The organism is Streptomyces sp. NPDC001204 (assembly GCF_053598035.1).
In genome coordinates this window covers 66,002-86,128 of record NZ_JBSFJL010000006.1, presented here as the reverse complement: position 1 = coordinate 86,128, position 20,127 = coordinate 66,002, and the positions used below count along the sequence as shown (strand labels likewise).

At 73.1% G+C, this 20,127-nt stretch carries 18 protein-coding genes, 1 pseudogene and 1 riboswitch; of the genes and pseudogenes, 11 read left to right on the top strand and 8 right to left on the bottom strand.

The genetic code is table 11. The features are described 5' to 3' along the window. Nucleotides 1-41: 41 nt before the first annotated feature. Together ACWC91_RS10755 and ACWC91_RS10750 are read right to left on the bottom strand one after the other, a co-directional pair. Complete coding sequence (locus tag ACWC91_RS10755; RefSeq protein ID WP_308043008.1) at nucleotides 42-785, bottom strand: zinc ribbon domain-containing protein; 744 nt, start codon at nucleotides 783-785, stop codon at nucleotides 42-44. Between the two features lie 13 nt (nucleotides 786-798). Then, nucleotides 799-1,686, bottom strand: a complete 888-nt coding sequence (locus ACWC91_RS10750) for a Nif3-like dinuclear metal center hexameric protein (RefSeq protein ID WP_450640654.1) — start codon at nucleotides 1,684-1,686, stop codon at nucleotides 799-801. Between the two features lie 198 nt (nucleotides 1,687-1,884). Between ACWC91_RS10750 and ACWC91_RS10745 the strand changes: the two are divergent. Then, nucleotides 1,885-2,974 (top strand): annotated as a pseudogene (locus tag ACWC91_RS10745) (hypothetical protein); the annotation flags it as partial. 1,101 nt (nucleotides 2,975-4,075) lie between these two features. Here the strand turns inward: ACWC91_RS10745 and ACWC91_RS10740 are convergent. Continuing rightward, the gene (locus ACWC91_RS10740) at nucleotides 4,076-4,933 is read right to left on the bottom strand and encodes a MaoC/PaaZ C-terminal domain-containing protein (protein WP_376500530.1); all 858 of its coding nucleotides are present in this window, start codon (nucleotides 4,931-4,933) and stop codon (nucleotides 4,076-4,078) included. 184 nt (nucleotides 4,934-5,117) lie between these two features. Between ACWC91_RS10740 and ACWC91_RS10735 the strand changes: the two genes are divergently transcribed. The 4 genes from ACWC91_RS10735 to ACWC91_RS10720 are packed head-to-tail and all read left to right on the top strand — an operon-like array spanning nucleotide 5,118 to nucleotide 8,714. Continuing rightward, nucleotides 5,118-6,056 carry an ABC transporter ATP-binding protein gene (locus ACWC91_RS10735; protein WP_450640655.1) on the top strand — a complete coding sequence of 313 codons (939 nt, stop codon included), beginning with the start codon at nucleotides 5,118-5,120 and terminating at the stop codon, nucleotides 6,054-6,056. 8 nt (nucleotides 6,057-6,064) lie between these two features. Then, nucleotides 6,065-6,784 (top strand): ABC transporter permease, encoded by a 720-nt coding sequence (locus ACWC91_RS10730; protein WP_225075298.1) that lies wholly within the window; start codon nucleotides 6,065-6,067, stop codon nucleotides 6,782-6,784. 45 nt (nucleotides 6,785-6,829) lie between these two features. Next, a complete protein-coding gene (locus ACWC91_RS10725) occupies nucleotides 6,830-8,023 on the top strand; it encodes a sensor histidine kinase (RefSeq protein WP_374113902.1) in 1,194 nt (397 codons plus the stop codon). Nucleotides 8,024-8,081: 58 nt separating this feature from the next. Beyond that, nucleotides 8,082-8,714, top strand: coding sequence for a response regulator transcription factor (locus ACWC91_RS10720; protein ID WP_225075300.1), 633 nt, complete (start codon nucleotides 8,082-8,084; stop codon nucleotides 8,712-8,714). Nucleotides 8,715-8,744: 30 nt separating this feature from the next. On the opposite strand, the gene ACWC91_RS10715 is transcribed toward ACWC91_RS10720, so the two are convergent. Beyond that, complete coding sequence (locus ACWC91_RS10715) at nucleotides 8,745-9,479, bottom strand: class I SAM-dependent methyltransferase (RefSeq protein ID WP_281154896.1); 735 nt, start codon at nucleotides 9,477-9,479, stop codon at nucleotides 8,745-8,747. 439 nt (nucleotides 9,480-9,918) lie between these two features. Here ACWC91_RS10715 and ACWC91_RS10710 point away from each other — a divergent pair, with 439 nt between their 5' ends. The 4 genes from ACWC91_RS10710 to ACWC91_RS10695 all read left to right on the top strand — a co-directional run bounded on the left by ACWC91_RS10710 (nucleotide 9,919) and on the right by ACWC91_RS10695 (nucleotide 14,374). Beyond that, the gene (locus tag ACWC91_RS10710; protein ID WP_225074947.1) at nucleotides 9,919-11,655 is read left to right on the top strand and encodes an MFS transporter; all 1,737 of its coding nucleotides are present in this window, start codon (nucleotides 9,919-9,921) and stop codon (nucleotides 11,653-11,655) included. Between the two features lie 146 nt (nucleotides 11,656-11,801). Further along, nucleotides 11,802-12,464 carry a class I SAM-dependent methyltransferase gene (locus tag ACWC91_RS10705; RefSeq protein WP_225074948.1) on the top strand — a complete coding sequence of 221 codons (663 nt, stop codon included), beginning with the start codon at nucleotides 11,802-11,804 and terminating at the stop codon, nucleotides 12,462-12,464. A 10-nt stretch (nucleotides 12,465-12,474) separates the two neighbouring features. After that, the gene (locus ACWC91_RS10700) at nucleotides 12,475-13,455 is read left to right on the top strand and encodes an N-acetylmuramoyl-L-alanine amidase (RefSeq protein ID WP_225074949.1); all 981 of its coding nucleotides are present in this window, start codon (nucleotides 12,475-12,477) and stop codon (nucleotides 13,453-13,455) included. A 154-nt stretch (nucleotides 13,456-13,609) separates the two neighbouring features. Further along, complete coding sequence (locus ACWC91_RS10695) at nucleotides 13,610-14,374, top strand: DUF5336 domain-containing protein (protein ID WP_225074950.1); 765 nt, start codon at nucleotides 13,610-13,612, stop codon at nucleotides 14,372-14,374. 115 nt (nucleotides 14,375-14,489) lie between these two features. Here ACWC91_RS10695 and ACWC91_RS10690 read toward each other — a convergent pair whose 3' ends face one another. Then, nucleotides 14,490-15,065 (bottom strand): hypothetical protein, encoded by a 576-nt coding sequence (locus tag ACWC91_RS10690; RefSeq protein ID WP_225074951.1) that lies wholly within the window; start codon nucleotides 15,063-15,065, stop codon nucleotides 14,490-14,492. Between the two features lie 151 nt (nucleotides 15,066-15,216). On the opposite strand from ACWC91_RS10690, the gene ACWC91_RS10685 reads away from it, so the two are divergent. After that, nucleotides 15,217-15,510 (top strand): hypothetical protein, encoded by a 294-nt coding sequence (locus ACWC91_RS10685; RefSeq protein ID WP_225074952.1) that lies wholly within the window; start codon nucleotides 15,217-15,219, stop codon nucleotides 15,508-15,510. Nucleotides 15,511-15,557: 47 nt separating this feature from the next. Here the strand turns inward: ACWC91_RS10685 and ACWC91_RS10680 are convergent, their stop codons facing one another. Genes ACWC91_RS10680 through ACWC91_RS10670 form a run of 3 tightly spaced genes read right to left on the bottom strand, consistent with a single transcriptional unit; the run spans nucleotide 15,558 to nucleotide 18,801 of the window. Then, nucleotides 15,558-16,631 (bottom strand): prenyltransferase, encoded by a 1,074-nt coding sequence (locus ACWC91_RS10680; RefSeq protein WP_141361329.1) that lies wholly within the window; start codon nucleotides 16,629-16,631, stop codon nucleotides 15,558-15,560. After that, nucleotides 16,628-17,371: a class I SAM-dependent methyltransferase gene (locus tag ACWC91_RS10675; RefSeq protein WP_225074954.1), complete on the bottom strand. Its 744-nt coding sequence runs from the start codon at nucleotides 17,369-17,371 to the stop codon at nucleotides 16,628-16,630. The genes ACWC91_RS10680 and ACWC91_RS10675 overlap by 4 nt, the downstream gene beginning before the upstream one ends. Continuing rightward, a complete protein-coding gene (locus ACWC91_RS10670; RefSeq protein ID WP_450640659.1) occupies nucleotides 17,365-18,801 on the bottom strand; it encodes a glycosyltransferase family 4 protein in 1,437 nt (478 codons plus the stop codon). The genes ACWC91_RS10675 and ACWC91_RS10670 overlap by 7 nt, the downstream gene beginning before the upstream one ends. A 217-nt stretch (nucleotides 18,802-19,018) precedes the next feature. On the opposite strand from ACWC91_RS10670, the gene ACWC91_RS10665 reads away from it, so the two are divergent. Continuing rightward, on the top strand, nucleotides 19,019-19,642 hold the full coding sequence (locus tag ACWC91_RS10665) for a TetR family transcriptional regulator (protein ID WP_450640660.1): 624 nt from the start codon (nucleotides 19,019-19,021) through the stop codon (nucleotides 19,640-19,642). 334 nt (nucleotides 19,643-19,976) lie between these two features. Then, a riboswitch (cobalamin riboswitch) is annotated at nucleotides 19,977-20,050 on the top strand. The last annotated feature ends 77 nt before the right edge of the window (nucleotides 20,051-20,127 follow it).

Here is a 20,127-nt window from a genome sequence, read left to right as displayed (position 1 = left end):
ACCGTCTGCAGACGCGACCACCGACCCGACCGGAGACCGGTCTACAGACCGGACTCGGCGGTGCGCACCAGGATGCGGCGGCAGTTCTCGCAGCGTACGACCGTGTCGGGGGCGGCGGCGCGGATCTCGCTCAGCTCGGTGATGGCGAGCTCCTGCCGGCAGCCCTGGCAGGTGCGCTGGTACAGCTTGGCCGCGCCGATGCCGCCCTGCTGCTCGCGCAGCTTGTCGTAGAGCTTCAGCAGGTCCGCGGGTACGGCGCCGGCGACGACCTCACGCTCCTTCGTCACGGACGCCACCTCGCCGTCGATCTCCTCGAAGGCCGCGTGACGGCGCGCGGTCGCGTCGTCGGCCTTCGCCTGGACGGAGGCGACGCGCCCGGTCAGCTCGGTGACCCGCTCCTGCGCGGACTCGCGGCGCTCCATGACCTCCAGGACGACGTCCTCCAGGTCGCCCTGCCGCTTGGCGAGAGACACGATCTCGTGCTGGAGGTTCGACAGGTCCTTGGGCGAGGTGATCGCGCCGGAGTCGAGGCGCTGCTGGTCACGGACGGCGCGCTTGCGCACCTGGTCCACGTCCTGCTCGGCCTTGGTCTGCTCGCGGGCGCAGTCGCTCTCCTCGGTCTGCGCGGCGACCAGCAGGTCGCGCAGCTGCGTGAGGTCCCGGTTCAGCGACTCGATCTCGGCGTGCTCGGGCAGCGACTTCCGCTTGTGGGCCAGTTGCTGGAGGCGGACGTCGAGGGCCTGGACGTCGAGGAGTCGGATCTGGTCGGCGGGCGCGGCGTTCAGTTGGGGGCTCCCGTTAGCTAGTAGAGGAAGTAGGGGAAGGGGCGCGCGAAGCGCTCTTCGGAAGGGTGGCGGACGCCGCGTGGGCGGTCCAGGGGTCGGTGACCGTCTTGGAGACGTGGACGCGCAGGCCCCATCCGTACCGGTCGGAGATCTCGTCGAGCTGGGCGGCGGCCAGCTCGCACCAGGGCCACTCGGTGGCCCAGTGCGCCGCGTCGAGCAGCCCGAGGGGACTGTGGGCGCGGTCCGCGATGAACTCGGAGGCCGGGTGGTGGCGCAGGTCCGCGGTGAGGAAGGCGTCGACGCCGGCCGCCCGTACGTCGTCGAAGAGGCTGTCGCCGGAGCCGCCGCTGACGGCGACCGTGCGGACGAGCGCCTCCGGGTCGCCGGCCACGCGGATGCCCTGCGCGGTGGCGGGCAGCCGTTCGGCGGCGCGGGCCGCGAGTTCACGCAGGGTCAGCGGGTGGTCCAGCTCGCAGACCCGGCCCAGACCCCGGCGTCCCTCCGGGTCGGTGGCGTCCGGCACCAGCGGGCGTACGACCCTGAGGTCCAGTGCCCCGGCCAGCGCGTCGGAGACTCCCGGGTCGGCGGTGTCCGCGTTGGTGTGGGCCACATGCAGGGCGATGTCGTTCTTGATCAGGGTGTGCACCACGCGGCCCTTGAAGGTGGAGGCCGCCACGGTCGTCGTACCGCGCAGGTAGAGCGGGTGGTGGGTGACCAGCAGGTCCGCGCCCAGCTTCACCGCCTCGTCGGCGATCTCCTGGACCGGGTCGACGGCGAACAGGACCCGGCCGACCTCCTGCTCGGGGTCGCCCACGACGGTGCCGACCGCGTCCCAGGACTCGGCCCGCTCGGCGGCCCACAGGTTCTCCAGCGCGGCGATGACTTCAGACAGACGGGGCACGGGTGCAAGGCTACCTGGGTGTTCGCCGCGGCTGAACCGGTGCCGTCGCCCCACGTCCGCACCAAGGCCGTCCAGCACATCGGTCTCGGTTTCCACAGGCGAATCGTTTTTCGGCCACCCGTATGTGTGAAGCAGCCGCCCGCCGGTCCGTCCGGTGTGTGTAGGAAAACTACCGTCCTGGCAGGAGGTGACCGAACGATGACAGCCTGCATTGTCGAGACTTCGGCGGCCGGCGAGGACGACGCTACCCCGCGGGCGGGCTGCACGATCACGACGGACGGTGCCTACGCCGCCCGGCTCACACGCAGCGGCGACTCCTGGTACCCGGAGCGCTGGACGCTGGACGGCCCCGAGCCGTACGCGGTGCCGCTGCCCGGCAACCAGCCCGAGGAGCCCGGTACGGAGGTGCTGCCGATGGGCGACGGCCGGGTGCTGATCCGGCGGCTGGTGGACGGCCGGCACACCTTCTCGCTGCTCTATCCGACCGGACCGGGCACGGGCGAGCTGCCGCTCGGCGCGATCGAGTGTCCGGAGGGCACCGGGCTGCGGCTGCTGCCCCCGGCGCCCGGCGGCGAGCGAGCCTACGCGCTCGCCGTGGGCCAGCGGTCCTCGGCGGTGTGGCTGGTGGTGGGCGGCACCTTCGGGCCCGAGCACCTGGCCGAGGTGCCGGGCCGCTGCTCGGGCGGGGTCTGGCTGGACCGCGCCGGGCGGATGCTGGCCCTGGACCGGGAGACCGGTGGGCGCACCAAGGCGGTCGTGGTGGACCTGGAGCGCGGCGGCGAGACGTCGCCGCTGCTCCAGATCACGGCCGGCAGCGACGACCGGCTGCTGCTCGCCGACCCCGACAGCGGACTGCTGCTGATCCGCTCGGACGCCCCCTCCCCCGGCCTGCAACGGCTGGGCTGGGGCGTGCTGGGCAGCACGCAGCCGGTGCGTTTCCCGGAGAGCCTCCGGTTGCCGGACTGCGTGGTGACGCCGTTCGCGATCCAGCCGGGGCAGGTGCTCACCCCCGAGCAGTGCGGGGTGGCGCTGCGCTGCGACGGCGAGGTCGGCAGCTGGGTGGCCGTGTGGCGGCCCGCCGATCGGCAGGTCCGTCATCTCCCGGCGCCCGAGGGGTGGCTGGCCGGGTCCGGACTGTGGACCGGCGACGGCGTACTTCGTCTGCCCTACGCCACGAGCGCGGTGCCGTGCGGTGTGGCGCGGTGGACGGCTCCGACGAGGCAGTCGGCGCCGGGACCGGGACTGGCGGCGGGGACACGCGTCCCGGTCGCCGCCCCGCCCGACACGCCGGACCGGGCGACGGTACCCGGACCACGGCCCGGAACCGAGCCCGGACCGCGAGCCGAATCCGCCCCGTCCGCCGACTCCGGACCGCCCGCCGGATCCGCCCCACCCGCCGGCTCCGGGCCACTCGGCAAGGGCGGCCTGCACGCCGACGCCGCACCGCCGGCAGAGCACACGGCACGCTCCGGGGCAGGCGCCGTCGCCGTGGACCCGCCGAGCGGGGTGAAGACGGACTCCGGACCACGAACCGAACCCGGACCACCCGCCGTTCCCGGACCGCAAACCGAACCCAGGCCCTACGCCACACCCGGAATCGGACCGCACCCCGCACCCGAAGCCGGCCCCCACGCCACACCCAAGGCCAGTCCCGAAGCCGGCCCGCACACCGGTCCCGAAGCCGCCTCTTACGCCACGCCCGAGGCCGGTCCGCCCGTCGGGCCCGGGAGCGGGCCCCCCGCCCCGCGCGAAGCCGGCCCGCAGCAGCACCTCGCACCCGGAGCCCGAACCCACGCCACACTCGGAACCGGATTCCGCATCGGCCCCGGACCCGGGCCCCACCCCGCTCACGAAGCCCCACCGCACGCCGGATCCCCCATCCCCGGAACTGACCCCGTCCCCGGATCCCACCCCGGCCTCGGCCCCGGACCGGAAGACGAATCCGTACCCGGCCCGCACTCCGCCCCCGCACCCGCCCTCGCACCGGAACCCGGCCCTCCGACCTCCCACGGCCCCCGCCCCGCCCCCCGCCCCGTTCCGCTTCAACAGGCGCCGCTGGGACGGCTTGTAACGAAGTAGTGCCGGTTGGCGTGCCCGGCTGGATTCGACCCGAGGTGTGCCGGTTAGACTCGCCCGGCTGTACGAAAGATCATTGTTGACGGGGTGAATTTCTTCCGATGAGCGACGCCAGCACGACCCAGCCGTCCGCCGCCGACGTCGAAGAGTCCGCGGGTCACGGAAAGCACCGGGGTCCGGTTTCGGCCGGCGACGGTGAGGCCGCACCCAGCGGCCGCCACCGCAGGCCTGCGGAGCAGAACGAATCGGCGGCCTGACGGCACGTCGAACGCCACGGCCCCGCCCGTCAGTTGACGGGCGGGGCCGTTTCGTGTCAGCCGTGGTCGACGATCGTGCCGGTCAGCACCGGCGCGTCCTCCCGTTCGGCGGCGCCCACCGTCACTCGGACCCTGCCCTCCCGCCGCCACATGCGGATGCGCAGGGTCTCGCCCGGGTACACCACCCCGGCGAAACGCGTGGTGCAGGACCTTACGCGGCTCACGTCCCCGCCGAACAGCGTGTCGACGACCGCCTTGAGGGTCATGCCGTAGGTGCACAGCCCGTGCAGGATGGGCCGCTCGAAGCCGGCACGCTCGGCGAACTCCGGGTCGGCGTGCAGCGGGTTGCGGTCGCCGCTCAGACGGTAGAGCAGGGCCTGGTCCTCGCGGACCGTCCGCTCGACGGTGCGGTCCGGCTCGCCGGCCGGCGTGGCGGGGCGGGTGGAGGGACCTCGGTCGCCGCCCCAGCCGCCCTCGCCCCGGACGAAGATCTCCGCGTCGTCGGTCCACAGCGGGCCGTCGCCGTCGGCGACCTCGGTGCGCATGAGCAGGACGGCCGCCGTGCCCTTGTCGTGGACGGCGGCGATGCGGCTGGTGGCGGTGGCGGTGCCCGCCACGGGGAGGGGGCGGTGCACGGTCAGCGACTGGCCGCCGTGCAGGACGCGGGCGAGGTCGACGTCGACGCCGGGCATGGACAGGCCTCTGATCACGCCGGGCGAACCGCCGCCGGCGACGGTGGCGAAGCTCGGCAGGACGTGCAGACGCGTCTCCAGGGTGTAGCGCAGTTCGCCGGGGTCGGTGGCCGGCAGGCCCGCGCCGATACCGAGGTGGTAGAGCAGGACGTCCCTGGGGGTCCAGGAGATCTCAACGGTACGGGGTTCGGCCGCGAGGGCCTGGGCTGCGTCGATGGGCATGGGTCTCCGGAATCAGAGTCTCCTGGCACTCCCCTGTATAGCCCAGCGCTCTTCGGCTGTGAAGAAGCCTGACGCCCCGCCAGGCGGGACACGAAGCGGGTCCGCCGGCCGTGACATTTGTCCTGCCGGAGTCCGTACAAGCGCATCTGCCCGGCGCGGCAAGGGAGTTCGTACCGTCGTAGACATGACACAGGTCGCAGACATGACACAGACGGGACGTGCCGTGTCCTTCACACGGGCGGTCAAGGCCTTCGGCGCCGTGCGCGCCGTCGACGGCGTCGACCTGACCATCGAGCGGGGCGAGACGGTGGCCCTGCTCGGCCTCAACGGCGCCGGCAAGTCGACGGCGATCTCGCTGCTGCTCGGCCTGCACCCGCCCGACGCGGGCACGGTCGAGCTGTTCGGCGGGCCACCCGAGCGGGCGGTGCGCGCCGGTCTGGTCGGCGCCATGCTCCAGGAGGCGCGGGCGGTGCCCCGGGTCACCGTCCGCGAGCTGGTGACGTTCGTGGCCGGCCGCTACCCCGCGCCGCTGTCCGTCGCCCGCGCCCTGGAGCTGGCCGGGATCGCCCACCTGGCCGGACGGCGGGTGGACCGGCTCTCCGGCGGCCAGTCCCAGCGAGTGCGGTTCGCGGTCGCGGTGGCGGGCAACCCCGCGCTGCTGGTGCTGGACGAGCCGACGGCGGCCCTGGACGTGGAGGCGCGCCACGCCTTCTGGGACGCGATGGGGGCCTACGCGCGCGGCGGTCGCACGGTGCTGTTCTCCACGCACTACCTGGAGGAGGCCGACGCCCACGCCGACCGGATCCTCGTCCTGGACCACGGCCGGCTGGTCGCCGACGGCACCGGCGAGGAACTGCGGCGGGCGGCGGGCGGCGGCCTGGTCGCCTTCGACCTGGCCGGCCGGGGCACCGAGGGCCTGGAACTCCTGCCCGGCGTGCGGTCGCTGGCGGTGCGCGGGGACCGGGCGCGACTGCGCACGGACGACCCGGACGCGACCGTGATCGCCCTGGTCGGAATGGGGGCCGTGCGCGGACTGGAGGTCGCACCGGCCTCACTGGACGACGCGTTCCTGGCCCTCACGGGCGCGCGTGCGGCCACGGAGCGCGAATGGGAGGCGGCGTGATGCGCGACATATTCGACTACCTGCGGCTGGAGGTGCGCCGCACCCTGCGTGACACGGGCTTCGTGATCGGCGGGATCGCGATGCCGGTGATGATGTACCTGCTGTTCACCAACCTCGGCGACGGCGCCGACCAGGGCTGGCGGACCGCCTCCATGGTCGGCATGGCCGCCTACGGCGCGGTCGGCTCGGCCCTCAACACCGGCGGCGGGGTCGCCGAGGACCGCACGGTCGGCTGGCTGCGGCAGCTGAGGCTGACCCCGATGACCCCGCGCCAGGTCGTCGCCGGGCGGGCGCTGACCGCCTCGGTGACCGTGCTGCCCGCCATCTGCGCGGTGCTGCTGGCGGGCGGCCTGCTCAACGGCGTACGGCTTTCGGCGTGGCAGTGGGCTTCGACGGCGCTGCTGCTGTGGCTCGGCTCGATCCCGTTCACGCTGCTCGGCCTGGGCAACGGCTACGGGCTGACCGCGCAGACCACGGGCGTGGTCAACATGGTGTGCAATCTGGGGCTCGCGGTGCTCGGCGGCCTGTGGTTCCCCGTCGAGCTGTTCCCGCACTGGCTGCGCGCCCTGTCCAGGTACACGCCCACGCGCGGGATCGCCGAACTCGGAGTGTCGGTCACGCAGGGCCACGCCCCGGCGGCGGGTGCCATCCTCGTACTGGCGGGCTGGCTGTCGCTGTTCGGTTCGTACGCTGTGCTGTCCTACCGCCGTCATGCCGGCAAGGTCTGATAGGGGAGCGCGAACATGAACTGGTCACGCAGGATCTCCTGCCGCATGGAACACGCGATGGGGCGCGGGGGCCGGCAGGAGTCCGAGTACCCGGGGCCGCCGCCCACCGGCTTCTCCCTGCTGCCCTGGCTGCTGATGGGGATGGGCGCCTTCTCGCACCTCTTCCAGGGCAAGACCGCCAACCCGTGGATCGGCGGCCTGGGCCTGCTGGCCTTCAACTCCCTCTACATCTACGTGGTGCTCCGCGCCTTCGACGAACGAGCGCGCACGGCCCGCTCCACCCGCCTCGCGCTGCTGCTGCTGTTCCTGGTGACGTGCGGTCTGGCCATCGGGTACGGCGGCACCTGGCTGCTGTTCCTGCCGCTGTTCGGCCTGGCGACGGGCGCGGCCCTGCGCGGGCCGCTGCTCGGCCGGATCGGTGTGGGTCTTGGCCTGTTCGCGGGGGTCGTCGCCGGGCTGCGCGAGGGCTGGAACGGGATCAACATCGGTTACGGCACGTTCCTGTCGACGGTGGTGACGGCGGTGATCCTCAGCCTGTCCGACGCCGTGCGGGAACTGCGCGCCGCCCGTGAGGAGCTGGCCCGCCGCGCGGTGGAGGAGGAGCGGCTGCGCTTCTCCCGGGACCTGCACGACCTGCTCGGCCACACGCTGTCGGTGATCGTGGTGAAGTCGGAGGCGGCCCGGCGGCTGGCGCCCCGCGACATGGGGGCGGCGCTGACGCAGATCACCGACATCGAGTCCGTCGGGCGGCAGGCGCTCACCGAGATCCGCGAGGCGGTCACCGGCTACCGCGACGGCGGCCTCGGCGCGGAACTGGACCGGGCCCGCTCGGCGCTGACCGCCGCCGGCATCGAGCCCGTGGTGCGCCGGTCGGGCCCTCCGCTGACGCCGGAGGCCGAGGCCCTGCTGGGCTGGGTGGTGCGCGAGGCGGTCACCAACGCCGTACGGCACAGCGGCGCGAGCCGCTGCGAGATCAGCGTCAGAGGCACGGCCGGGCGGGCCCGGCTGACCGTCACCGACAACGGGTACGCCGCGTCCGCCGGGCCGGCCGGGGACGCGGACCCGGCCGGGGTGGGCGGCACCGGTCTGAAGGGGCTGACCGAACGTCTCGCGGCGGCGGGCGGTTCGCTGCGGGCCGGCCCGTCGCCCCGCGGCGGCTTCACGGTGACCGCCGAGGTGCCCGTGGACAGCGGGGAGCCGGTGGAGGACGGCGTCCGGCTCGGCTCGTCGTCGAGGTGACCGGACCGCGCGCCCAGCCCGTGAGGCGCCGAGTCAATACCCTTGGTCCGTGAACGAGATGCCTGGGGACCGCCGGCCCGCCAAGATCATCCGCCTCCTTCTCGCGGAGGACCAGCAGATGATGCGGGGCGCGCTCGCCCTGCTGCTCGGCATGGAGGACGACATGGAGGTCGTCGCCCAGGTCTCGGCGGGCGACGCCATCGTGGACGCCGCGCTGGCCCACCGCCCCGACGTGGCGCTGCTGGACATCGAACTGCCCGGAATGAGCGGTCTGGACGCCGCCGCCGAGCTGCGCGAGCAGGCTCCCGGCTGCCGGGTGCTGATCCTGACGACCTTCGGACGGCCCGGCTATCTGCGCCGGGCCATGGAGGCCGGGGCCGGGGGCTTCCTGGTCAAGGACGGGCCGGTGGAGGAACTGGCGGCCGCGATCCGCCGGGTGCTCGCCGGGGAGACGGTGGTCGACCCGGTGCTCGCCGCGGCCGCCCTCAGCGCGGGCCCCAGCCCGCTCACCGCCCGCGAGTGCGATGTGCTGAGGGCCTCCGCCGACGGGGCGACGGTCGCCGACGTCGCCGCGAAGCTGCACCTGTCGGAGTCCACCGTCCGCAACTACCTGTCCGCCGCGATCGGCAAGACCGGCACCCGCAACCGCATGGAGGCCGTACGGGAGGCCCGCCGCCAGGGCTGGCTGTGACCCCCCGCCCGGACGCGCCCTGGGCGTTCGCTACACCGGCTCCCGCCGGAACAGCCCCGCCCACAGGAACGCCGCCCCGAAGTACGGCGCCCCCTCCGGCTCGTCCCGCATCCGGCGCAGCTCCACCTCCGTCAGGTCCGCGAAGATCCGCCGCAGCGACTCGGGCGTGTAGGCGAGCCCGCCGTGCAGCCGGGAGGTGCGGTACAGCTCCGCGTCGGACAGCTCGCAGCCCATGGCTCCGGCCGCGAAACAGGTCAGGGCCAGGTGACCGCCGGGGGCCAGGACCCGGTCGAGCAGGGCCAGGTGGCTGATCCGGCGGTGCGGCGGCAGATGGTGGAAGCAGCCGGAGTCGTACACCAGGTCGTACGGGCCGGTGAGGGGCGAGCCGGCGGAACCGAAGGCGTCCTGGCACAGGAACCGCACCTCGGCCCCCGTCTCCCGGGCCCGCTCCCGGGCCCAGGCGACGGCCTGCGGCGACAGGTCGACCGCGTCCACCTCGAAGCCGCGCTCGGCGAGGTACAGGGCGTTGCGCCCCGGCCCGCAGCCGAGGTCCAGTGCCCGGCGCCCGCCGATCAGCCCCCGCTCCAGCCACTCGACGAGGTTCTCGTCCGGCTTGTCCGCGAAGAACGGCACCGGCCGGGTCCGGTCCGCGTAGAACCCGTCCCACCACCCGGCCGCACCACCGGTCCACCGGTCGGCGTCCGGCGCGAACAGCCCGTCCAGCAGCACCAGCACATCGTCGACCGTGCGAATGTCCCGCTCCATACGGCCCCCTCCCGTATTCGACGTGCCCAAGTGGGCCAAGTGGGCCAAGTGGGCCAAGTGGGCCAAGCCTAGGGCCGGACACCACGAAAGCCCAGGTCAGCGACTATGTGCGGGACCGGGCAGGGGCGCTGTCCCGGCGGCTGCGGGGTCGCGGCGGGCGCCGGAAGGGCCTCACCCCCGGCCCGGTGCGAAACTCCGCCCGCGCCTGCCCCCAGGCCCCTGAGAAGGGCTTCCACGGCCGGGCCGGCCCTGGTTTTTCTCCTCCACTCCCCCAGAGCCGCAGGCTGCCTGACGGGCGTTCAGATCCCCACGGAACGGTCAAGAAATCGTTAGTACGCCAAAGCATCGGAATAGTTGCCTCGGTCTACGGGGTTCATCCAGCGCCCGTTCCGCACGGACGACCGCACGTTCCACCCTCACGGCCCGGAGGCCCCACTCGATGACGCTCACGACGACCGGACGGCCCGAACGGAGAGCGAGCGGGGCCGTCGTCCCGGTGCTCGCCTTCGCGGGGATCGTCGTCGCGGTGATGCAGACCCTGCTCGTCCCGGTCATCAAGGACCTGCCGCAGCTGCTGGACACCTCGCCCAGCAACGCCACCTGGGTCCTGACCTCCACCCTCCTGTCCGGCGCGGTGGCCACGCCGATCATGGGCCGCCTCGGCGACCTGTACGGCAAGCGCCGCATGCTGATCGCCAGCCTCGCAGTGATGGTGGTCGGCGCGCTGGTCAGCGCGTTCACCTCCGCCCTGCTGCCCATGATCACGGGCCGCACGCTCCAGGGCTTCGCGATGGGCGCGATCCCGCTCGGCATCGGCCTGATGCGGGACATGCTGCCGCGCGAGAGGCTCGGCTCCGCCATGGCGCTGATGAGTTCCTCGATCGGCGTCGGCGGCGGTCTCGCCCTGCCCGCCGCGGCCATGGTCGCCCAGCACACCGACTGGCACAGCCTCTTCTACGGCGCCGCCGGCCTCGGCGTCCTCTCCATCGGCCTCACCCTCCTCGTCGTACCGGAGTCCCCGACGCGCGCCGAGGGCTCCTTCGACCTGCCGGGCGCGCTGGGCCTGTCCGGCGGCCTGGTCCTGCTTCTGCTGCCCGTCACCAAGGGCAGCGACTGGGGCTGGTCGTCGCCCACCACGCTCGGCCTGTTCGCCGCGGCCGTCGTCGTCCTGCTCCTGTGGGGCCTGATGGAGCTGCGCGTCGCGGCCCCGCTGGTCGACCTGCGCACCACCGCCCGCCGCGAGGTGCTGCTCACCAACCTCGCCTCGATCATGGTCGGCGTCAGCTTCTACGTCGTCTCCCTCGTCCTGCCCCAGCTGCTCCAGTTGCCCGCCGCCACCGGCTACGGGCTCGGTCAGTCGATGGTCGTCGCCGGTCTGTGCGTGGCCCCGCTGGGCCTGACCATGATGTTCACCGCGCCGGTCTACGCCCGCCTGTCCGCCCGCTACGGCCCGAAGACCACCCTGATCATCGGCCTGCTGATCATCGCGGTCGGATACGCCGCCGGCCTCGGCCTGATGAACGCGGCCTGGCAGACCGTCGTCGTCTCGGTGGTCCTGGGCGCCGGCATCGGACTGGCGTACTCCTCGCTGCCCGCGCTGATCGTCGGCGCGGTCCCGGCCTCCGAGACGGGCGCGGCCAACGGCCTCAACACCCTGATGCGCTCCATCGGCACGTCGGTGTCCAGTGCCGTGATCGGCATGGTGCTGGCCAACACCGCGCACCACACCGGCGGCCTCGCGATCCCCACCATGCACGGCTTCCGCGTCTCCTTCCTGATCGCCACGGCCGCCGTCGTCGTGGGCCTGGCGCTGGCCCTGTGCCTGCCCCGGCCGAACCTCTCGGGCCCGCGGCTGCGCGCGAGCAGCGAGGAGGACGCCAACCTGGCACGGGCCGAGGCGGTCCTGCGCGGTTTCCGCGGCCGGGTCCTGGACGCCGGCGGCGCCCCGGTCGCCCGTGCCAAGGTCACGCTGATCGACCGCCGCGGCCGCCAGGCGGGCGCCACGCTCTCCGCAGAGGACGGCAGCTACGCCCTCGCGGTCCCGGCCCGGGGCCCGTACGTCCTGGCCGCCCGCGCCGCCGGGCACGGCCCTCACGCCAGCGCGGCGACCCACCCCGGCGAGGACCACGCGGTCGACCTGGACCTGTCCCTGCCGGGCGAGTCGGTCACCGCCTGAAACGAGACGTACGCCTGAGACAAGCGCCACCGCACCCCCGGTCGCCCGCGCGGCCGGGGGTGCGGCAGCATGGCGCCCTGAACGGACGCACGATCGAGACGACCGACGACGACCGACAGAGACGACCGATCGGAAGGACCCCCCACATGCCCGCGGCACCTGAGCCCGCGATCCTCGCCGCGTTCGAGGCCGCGAAGGGGTTCATGCCCACCGACGAGGGGCTCGCGCTGTACGCGGCGGCCGTGGCGGCCGGGCGGCTCGGGCTGCCGCTGCTGGAGGTCGGCACGTACTGCGGGCGCTCGACGGTCCTGCTCGCCGACGCGGCCCGCCGGGCCGGGGTCACCGCGCTCACCGTGGACCACCACCGCGGCAGCGAGGAGCAGCAGCCCGGCTGGGAGTACCACGACCCGGAGACGGTCGACCCGGAGATCGGGCTGATGGACACGCTCCCCGCCTTCCGCAGGACCCTGCACCGGGCGGGTCTCGAGGACCACGTGGTGGCGCTCGTCGGCCGCTCGCCGCAGATCGCCGCCCTGTGGAACACCCCGCTCGGCCTGGTCTTCGTGGACGGCGGCCACACCGACGAGCACGCGACCGCCGACTACGAGGGGTGGGCGCCGCACCTGGCCGAGGGCGGGCTGCTGGTCATCCACGACGTGTTCCCGGACCCGGTGGACGAGTTCACCGGACAGGCCCCGTACCGCGTCTACCTCCGGGCCCTGGAATCGGGCGGGTTCACCGAGGTGTCGGCGGCCGGATCGCTGCGCGTCCTGCGGCGATCGGAAGCAGCCGCCCGCGCCCGCCGTTAGAGTCGCAGGCGTGTCGTACCAAGGCCCCGACTTCGATGTCCCGCAGCCCGAGCGCCCCGGCCGCCTCCGCCGGGGGCTGCTGACCGTCTCCCTCGCGGCACTGGTGCCCGGCGCGCTGCTGGGCTGGCTGGTGTACGAGGCGGTGGGCGAGCCGGGCGGCGGCTCGGACACGGCGGCACCGCCGTCGGCGACCGGCTCCCCCTCCGCGTCCGGCTCCCCCTCGGGGTCCGAGGGGCCGCTCCTGCCCTCGTATCCCGGACAGGACGACGAGGGGGCCGGCCAGTCCGCCTCGCGGACGCCCGCCGCCCCCGGCCCTCTCAAGGGCAAGGTCGTCGTCATCGACCCGGGCCACAACCAGGGCAACTTCCGGCACACGGCGGAGATCAACCGCACGGTGGACATCGGCACCAACCGCAAGGAGTGCGACACCACCGGCACGTCCACCAACGCCGGTTACACCGAGGCCCGGTTCACGCTGGACGTGGCCCACCGGCTGCGCGCGCTGCTCGAAGCGCAGGGCGCGACGGTGAAGCTGACCCACGACGGCGACTCTCCGGCCTGGGGCCCGTGCGTCGACGAGCGCGCCCGGATCGGCAACGAGGCCCACGCGGACGCCTCCGTGTCGATCCACGCCGACGGCGCGGCGTCCGGTGACCGCGGCTTCCACGTCATCCTGCCGGGGGCCGTGCACGCCGGCTCCGCCGACACCCGCCCGATCGTCTCCGCCTCCCGCGATCTGGGCGAGCGCATCGCGGGCAACTTCGTGCGGGTCACGGGCGAGTCGCCGTCCAACTACATCGGCGGCGGCACCGGTCTCGTCACGCGGAAGGACCTCGGCGGTCTCAATCTGTCAACGGTTCCCAAGGTGTTCATCGAGTGCGGCAACATGCGCGATAGCAAGGACGCGGCATCGCTCACCGACGGCGGCTGGCGGCAGAAGGCGGCAGAGGGGATCTCTGAGGGAATCGTGAGTTTCCTGCGCGAGTCGTGATCAGGGCACTCGTCCCGGCGGACATCGTGGCCGTACGGACGATAGTGTCATCCGTACGATGAGGCGCCACCCCCGCGCTTCGCACCGCGGCCTGACGGCGAGATGGTGACAGCGACGCCTCCACCGACGAGACGACGAACCAGAAGGACCTGACGTGAATATCCGCTCCCTCACTCGGGGCGACGGCGTGGTGATCGGAGCAGCGGTGTTGCTGTTCATCGCGTCGTTCCTCCACACCTACTCGAGCTACCTGACCAGCAACGCCTGGGACGCGCTCGGTCTGGGCCTGGGCGTCTACATGGGCGGAGTGATCGGCGCCGCGCTGATCGTCGTCAACCGGTGTCTGCCGCAGCCCCGCAAGGTGGCGGGCCTGGACCTGGGCGCGGTGGGAGCGGCGTTCACGGTACTGGTGGCGTGGATCATGTTCTGGAACCTGGTGGACGCCCCCCAGGTCGGGGCGGGCGCCGGCCTGATCCTGGGCTTCATCGCCGCCCTGGTCCTGGCCGCCGGTGCCGTCGCCACCCCGCTGGTCCCGGCTCTCCAGGCCGCCCTGATGCCCGCGCCCCGGCCGGCCGCGCCGCAGCCCTACGGCGCGCAGCCGCAGGGCGGGTACGGCTACCCGGGCGCTCAGCAGCCGTTCGGCGGGCAGCCGCAGCAGAACCAGCCGTCGTTCGGCGGTGGCCAGCCGCAGCAGGCCGCGCAGGGGCAGCAGCCCGCGGCCGGCTTCTCGCCGTTCTGGTTCGCCGTGCCGGCGCCGCGTCCGCTGTTCGCGGAGGACGGCTCCCCCGCGCCGATCGCCGAGCTGGCGCCGGGCGTGTGGTACCTGGCCGTGGAGCAGCGCGGTCAGGGCCTGCTGACCGAAATGCAGGACGGCCGCCGCGGTGTCCTCCAGGACGCGTCCAACATCCAGCGCGGCTGATCCGGTCCGCCGGACCGGCCCTGCGGCCCCTCGCCCTCGCGGGCGGGGGGCCGTTGCCGTGCCGTACGCGGGGCCTGGACCCGGCAGACCGTCGGTGAACGGCCCGGAACGGCTCCTAGGAACCGTGGGAACCGTGGATGAGCTGCGAGTGGGTCGGCACCTTGTTGTGGACCGGCGCGCCCGCACTGCTCCCGGCGCCCTTCACCTTGTTGATGACGTTGTTGTAGTCACCGACCGCCGAGGTGTCGCCGTGGCGCAGCTTGGAGGGCAGGGCCTTCAGGTCGTTGATGGCCTTGTTGAGGGGGGCGAGTGCCTTCGACAGCAGCGGGTCGCCCTTTGCGTTGCGCACGGCGGCCTTGAGCCTGTTGTACGTGAAGGCGCCCGCGAGGGCCGCCTTGATGAAGGTGCCCCTGCGGTGGGGAGCGCCCTTCTTGAACTTGCCCTGCTTGTACGGTTTCACGATCCACTCGTAGGTGGCCCCGGCCGCGAGCGCCGCGTTCGCCACGAACCGGGTCTTGGCGAAGTGCTGCCTCTCCGCGGGCGTGGTGGGCTTTGGCGTGGCCGCCGCCACGGCGACCGTCGGACTGTGTTGCGGAGTGCTCTGGGCGCCCACGGCCCACCCGGTGGAACCGGCGAGCAGGGCGCAGCAGAGCGTCAGCGCCAGGGCGAGGCGCCGTATCGGTACGGGCACGGTGTCCTCCCGGTACATGTTGCCGCGGGTGTTGAGAAGGTCCGTGTGATCCCGGGTGGCCGCGCCGAAACAGTGCACTGGAGGTACCCTCCGGGTCACTCCCCGTGCGCGGACCGGGTTTCCGGCGGGATTCCGGGGCAGACGCAAGGGCATGTCCCCTCGATATCGCACGGGTCCCAACTCCGCCGGTACGGTCGTCGCGGTGGTCGCGGACGTCATGGCCCTCATCCTCGGACTGTGGATCCTGATGTACCTGCTGGACGCCAACCGGGCCAACGAACTGGTCCGGTTCGTCCACGGCGCTGCCGACTGGCTGGCCGGCTGGTCCCGGGATCTCTTCACCTTCGACAGGCCCTGGGCCCGCGTGATCGCCGGCTACGGTCTGGCCGCCGTGGTGTACCTCTTCGTCGGCCACGCCGTCGCCAACCGGATGCACCGGCACTGACGGCGGCGGACCGCACCGGACCGGGCCGGGCCGGCTGACGAACGGCGTCAGCCGCAGCAGTCCGTGTCGAGGCCCCGCGGCAGGCGGTCGCCCGCCGCGAAGACCGTGCAGGTGGCCTCGTGGCCGCCGAGCGCGGCCACCGCGAGGAGGAGGGATCCGGCGGTCCACGTGGTCAGTTCGCGGGGCCACACGGCGTCGTCCTCGAAGACGTAGCCCGTCCAGTACAGGCCGGTGTCCGGGTCGCGCAGGTGCTGGATGGACTGGAGCACGGCCAGGGCGTGGTCGGATTCGCCCACCGCCCACAGGGTCAGGGCGAGTTCGGCCGACTCCCCGCCCGTCACCCACGGGTTGGGGACGACGCAGCGCACCCCGAGTCCGGGCACCACGAAGCGGTCCCAGCCCTCCGTTATGCGCGCCTTCGCCTCCGCGCCGGTCAGCGCGCCGCCCAGCACCGGGTAGTACCAGTCCATGGAGTAGCGGTCCTTGTCCAGGAACCGCTCCGGGTGCGCGCGGATCGCGTGCCGGAGCGTGCCGACCGCCAACTCCCAGTCCGGTTGCGGCTCTTCACGCTGCTCCGCGATGGCCAGCGCACAGCACAGGGCGTGGTGGACCGAGGAGCACCCGGTCAGCAGCGCGTCCGCGGTGTCCGTGCCGTCGTCCTCCCGCTTCCAGCCGATCTGCCCGCCGGGCTGCTGGAGCCGCAGCACGAACTCGATCGCCGCGTACACGACGGGCCACATGCGGTCGAGGAAGGCGTCGTCGCCCGTCGAGAGGTAGTGGTGCCAGACCCCTACGGCCGTGTAGGCGACGAAGTTGGTCTCCCGGCGGCGGTCGGTGACGTCGTCGTGCGCCCCGTCGGCGTAGGCCGCGTACCAGGAGCCGTCCTGGAGCTGGTGGCGGGCCAGCCACGCGTAGGCGCGCTCGGCGGCCTCGTGCTCGCCGGCCGCGTCCAGCGCCATCGCCGCCTCGACGTGGTCCCACGGGTCGAGGTGGTGCCCGCGGAACCACGGGATCGCCCCGTCCTCCCGCTGGACGGCGAGTATGCCGCGTACGGTCGCGGCGGCCTGCCCGGCGGTGAGGACCCCGGGCAGGACGAGGTGTTCTGTCCGGGGAGTCGTCACGCCTCGGCGCCCCCGGCCGTGGCGGGCAGCCGCGGCTTGGTCGCGTACGCCACGAAGCTCTTGCCGATCAGCGGGTTCAGCGCCTGCTCGGCCACCCGGGTGGCCAGCGGCTTCTTCATGATGTCCCAGACCAGCAGCTTGTGGTACGCCCGCACCGGCAGCACCTGGTCGTTGTCGACGCCGAACGCGCACTTCAGCCACCAGTACGGCGAGTGCAGCGCGTGCGCGTGATGGGTGCCGTAGGGCTTCAGGCCCGCCTCGCGCATTCTGGCGAGGAGTTCGTCGGCCTTGTAGATGCGGATGTGGCCGCCCTCCACCTCGTGGTAGGCGTCGGACAGGGCCCAGCAGACCTTCTCGGGACCGTAGCGCGGCACGGTGACCGCGATCCGCCCGCCCGGCCGGAGCACCCGGACCATCTCGGCGAGGACGCCCTTGTCGTCGGGGATGTGCTCCATCACCTCGGAGATGATGACGACGTCGAAGGAGTCGTCGGGGAAGGGCAGCGCCAGCGCGTCGCCCTCCATGGCGGTCGCGGTCGCCCCTCGCGGCGCCTCCCCGGCCTCCTTCATCGCCGCGAACCACTTGGCGACCTCGCGGATCTCCTCGCCGTTGCGGTCCAGCGCCACGACCCGGGCCCCGCGCCGGTAGCACTCGAACGCGTGCCGGCCGGCACCGCATCCGAGGTCCAGCACGCGGTCGCCCGGGGCGAGCGGGAACCGGGAGAAGTCGACGGTCAGCACGTGGCCCTGCTTTCTCGGTTGAGGTCGGCGTCGGTCGTGGTGGTGCCGGTCCGCGCGGGGCCGGCGCCCGGGGTGCCCGCGCCGCGGCCGACGGGGATGCCCGCACGGGAGCGGTCGAGGGCCTCGCGGTACCGGGCCACGGTCCCCTCGGCGGCGCGGGCCCAGGTGAAGTGCCGCAGGACCCGCTCGCGCCCGGCCCGGCCCAGCCGGAGGCGCAGCTCCGGGTCTCCCAGCAGCCGGCTGAGCGCCGTGGCCAGCGCCCCGGCGTCGCCCGGCGGCACGGCCAGGCACGTCTCGCCGTCGCGTCCGGCGACCTCGGGAACGGCGCCCCCGGTCGTGGCGACCAGCGGAGTGCCCGTGGCCATGGCCTCGGCCGCCGGCAGGGAGAAGCCCTCGTACAGCGAGGGCACGCAGGCGACCTCGGCCGAGCGGACCAGGCCGACCAGTTCGGCGTCCGAGATCCCCTTGACGAACTCGACGGCGCCTTCGAGGCCGTAGCGTTCGACCGCCTGCGCGACCGGGCCCTGCTCGGGCCGCTTGCCGACGACGACGAGGTGCGCGGCGGGGTGCTCGGCACGCACCTTCGCCAGCGCCTCGACGAGGAACACCAGCCCCTTGAGCGGCACGTCCGCGCTGGAGGTGGTCACGATCCGGCCGGGCACCTGCCGCACGGCCGGGTCGGGTGAGAACAGGTCGGTGTCGGCGCCGATGTGCACGACGTGGACGCGGTCCTCGCGCACGCCGAGGTGGTCGACGATCTCCTGGCGGGAGGTGCCGGAGACGGTGAGCACGGAGGGCAGCCTGCGCGCGACGCGCTTCTGCATGCGGGTGAAGGCGTACCAGCGCCGTACGGACCAGCGTCGCTGCCATCCCTCGGCGGCGTCCAGCTCCAGCTTCCGGTCCACGGTGATGGGGTGGTGGATGGTGGTGACCAGCGGCGCGCCGACGTCCCCCAGCAGCCCGTACCCCAGGGTCTGGTTGTCGTGGACGATGTCGAACTCCCCGCGCCGGGCGCGCAGATGGCGGCGGGCGCGCAGCGAGAAGGTCAGCGGCTCGGGGAAGCCGCCGGCCCACATGGTGGCGACCTCCAGCGCGTCGATCCAGTCGCGGTACTCGTCACGCTTCGGGGTGCGGAAGGGATCCGGCTGCCGGTAGAGGTCCAGGCTCGGCAGCTCGGTCAGGCGCAGCCGGCCGTCGCCGGCGATCCCACCGAGGGTGTCGGGGGTGTCCAGGACGGGGTAGGGCTGGGCGGCGATCACCTCGACCCGGTGACCGAGGCGAGCCAGTTCGCGCGAGAGGTGGCGGACGTAGACGCCCTGGCCGCCGCAGAACGGGTTCCCCTTGTAGGTGAGGAGCGCTATGCCGAGCGGTCGCTCGCCGTCCGCCGCCAGGTCCGCCGGGGACCCCGCCTGACTGGGCTCAGCGGTCACTCCGGCCCCCCTTCTGACTGCACTGTCCCGCGAGATTACGTCGGGACGCTAATCTAGAACAAGTTTCAGACTTGATCGTTCAGGAGGCTTCGAATCTACCGGCAGGTAGCCACGCTGTGAGCAGCGGATCGGGTGATTCGCACCACGGCCCGCGCCACCGCCCGCGGTCCGGCCCCCTGCCGGCCCCTGTCTCACCGACTGTCACGGAACGGGATCCATGCCTGCGCGAGCCAGTACCTCCCGGCCGGCCTCACCGCCCCTCACCGAGCGGCAGGAGGCCCGCCGCCGCCGCATCCTGCGCGCGAGCGCGCAACTGGCCGCCCGGGGCGGCTTCGACGCCGTGCAGATGCGGGAGGTCGCGGAGTCCTCGCAGGTGGCGCTGGGCACGCTCTACCGGTACTTCCCTTCCAAGGTGCACCTGCTCGTCGCCACGATGCAGGACCAGCTGGAGCGCCTGCACGGCACGCTGCGCAAGAACCCGCCGGCCGGCGAGAGCGCCGCCGAGCGGGTGGCGGAGACCCTGATGCGCGCCTTCGGCGCCCTCCAGCGCGACCCCCATCTCGCGGACGCGATGGTCCGCGCGCTGACCTTCGCGGACCGCAGCGTGAGCCCGGAGGTCGACCAGGTCTCCCGCCAGACCACCGCGATCATCCTGGACGCCATGGGCCTGGAGGAGCCCACCGCCGAGCAGCTCTCCGCGATCCGCGTGATCGAGCACACCTGGCTCTCGGCCCTGATCACCTGGCTCTCGGGCCGCGCCTCGCTCGCCCAGGCGAAGGCCGACATAGGGACGGCGTGCCGTCTGATCGACCTGACCATGCCCGCCGTGGCGCACGAATAGGACCTACGAGACGGGTTCCCTTCGCCGGTATTACCCGGATCAGGTAATGGGGGTCGCCTTCGGGTCCGACTGCTACCTTCCGGCCTCTCAGCCCGACCGTCGACGTCGGCCCCAGCGGATGCCGTAGCGTCTCGCCAAAGTCGGCTACTCCGGTCGAACTCCCTCACTCGCCTCGTAGGCCACTTACAGGATAAATCCACCCACATCGGATGGAACCCCCCAATCCGAAGATTTTTTCGGTTTCTCCCGCGCCGGGCGAGACCGGCATGAGCCACCCCTCTGGGCCCTTCCGGTAGGCCGGTAGAGTGACCGGGTCGTCATCACACCCGTTCGGGGGGAAGCCGGTGGAAATCCGGCGCTGACCCGCAGCCGTGAGCCGTCCCGCGAGGGCGGCGAGCCGGAATGCCCAGGACGGGACGTGACCGGCTCATGCGTGTCGGCAGCCCGCCGGCGCATCGCACCGTCGAGGTATACGGAGCCGAGCC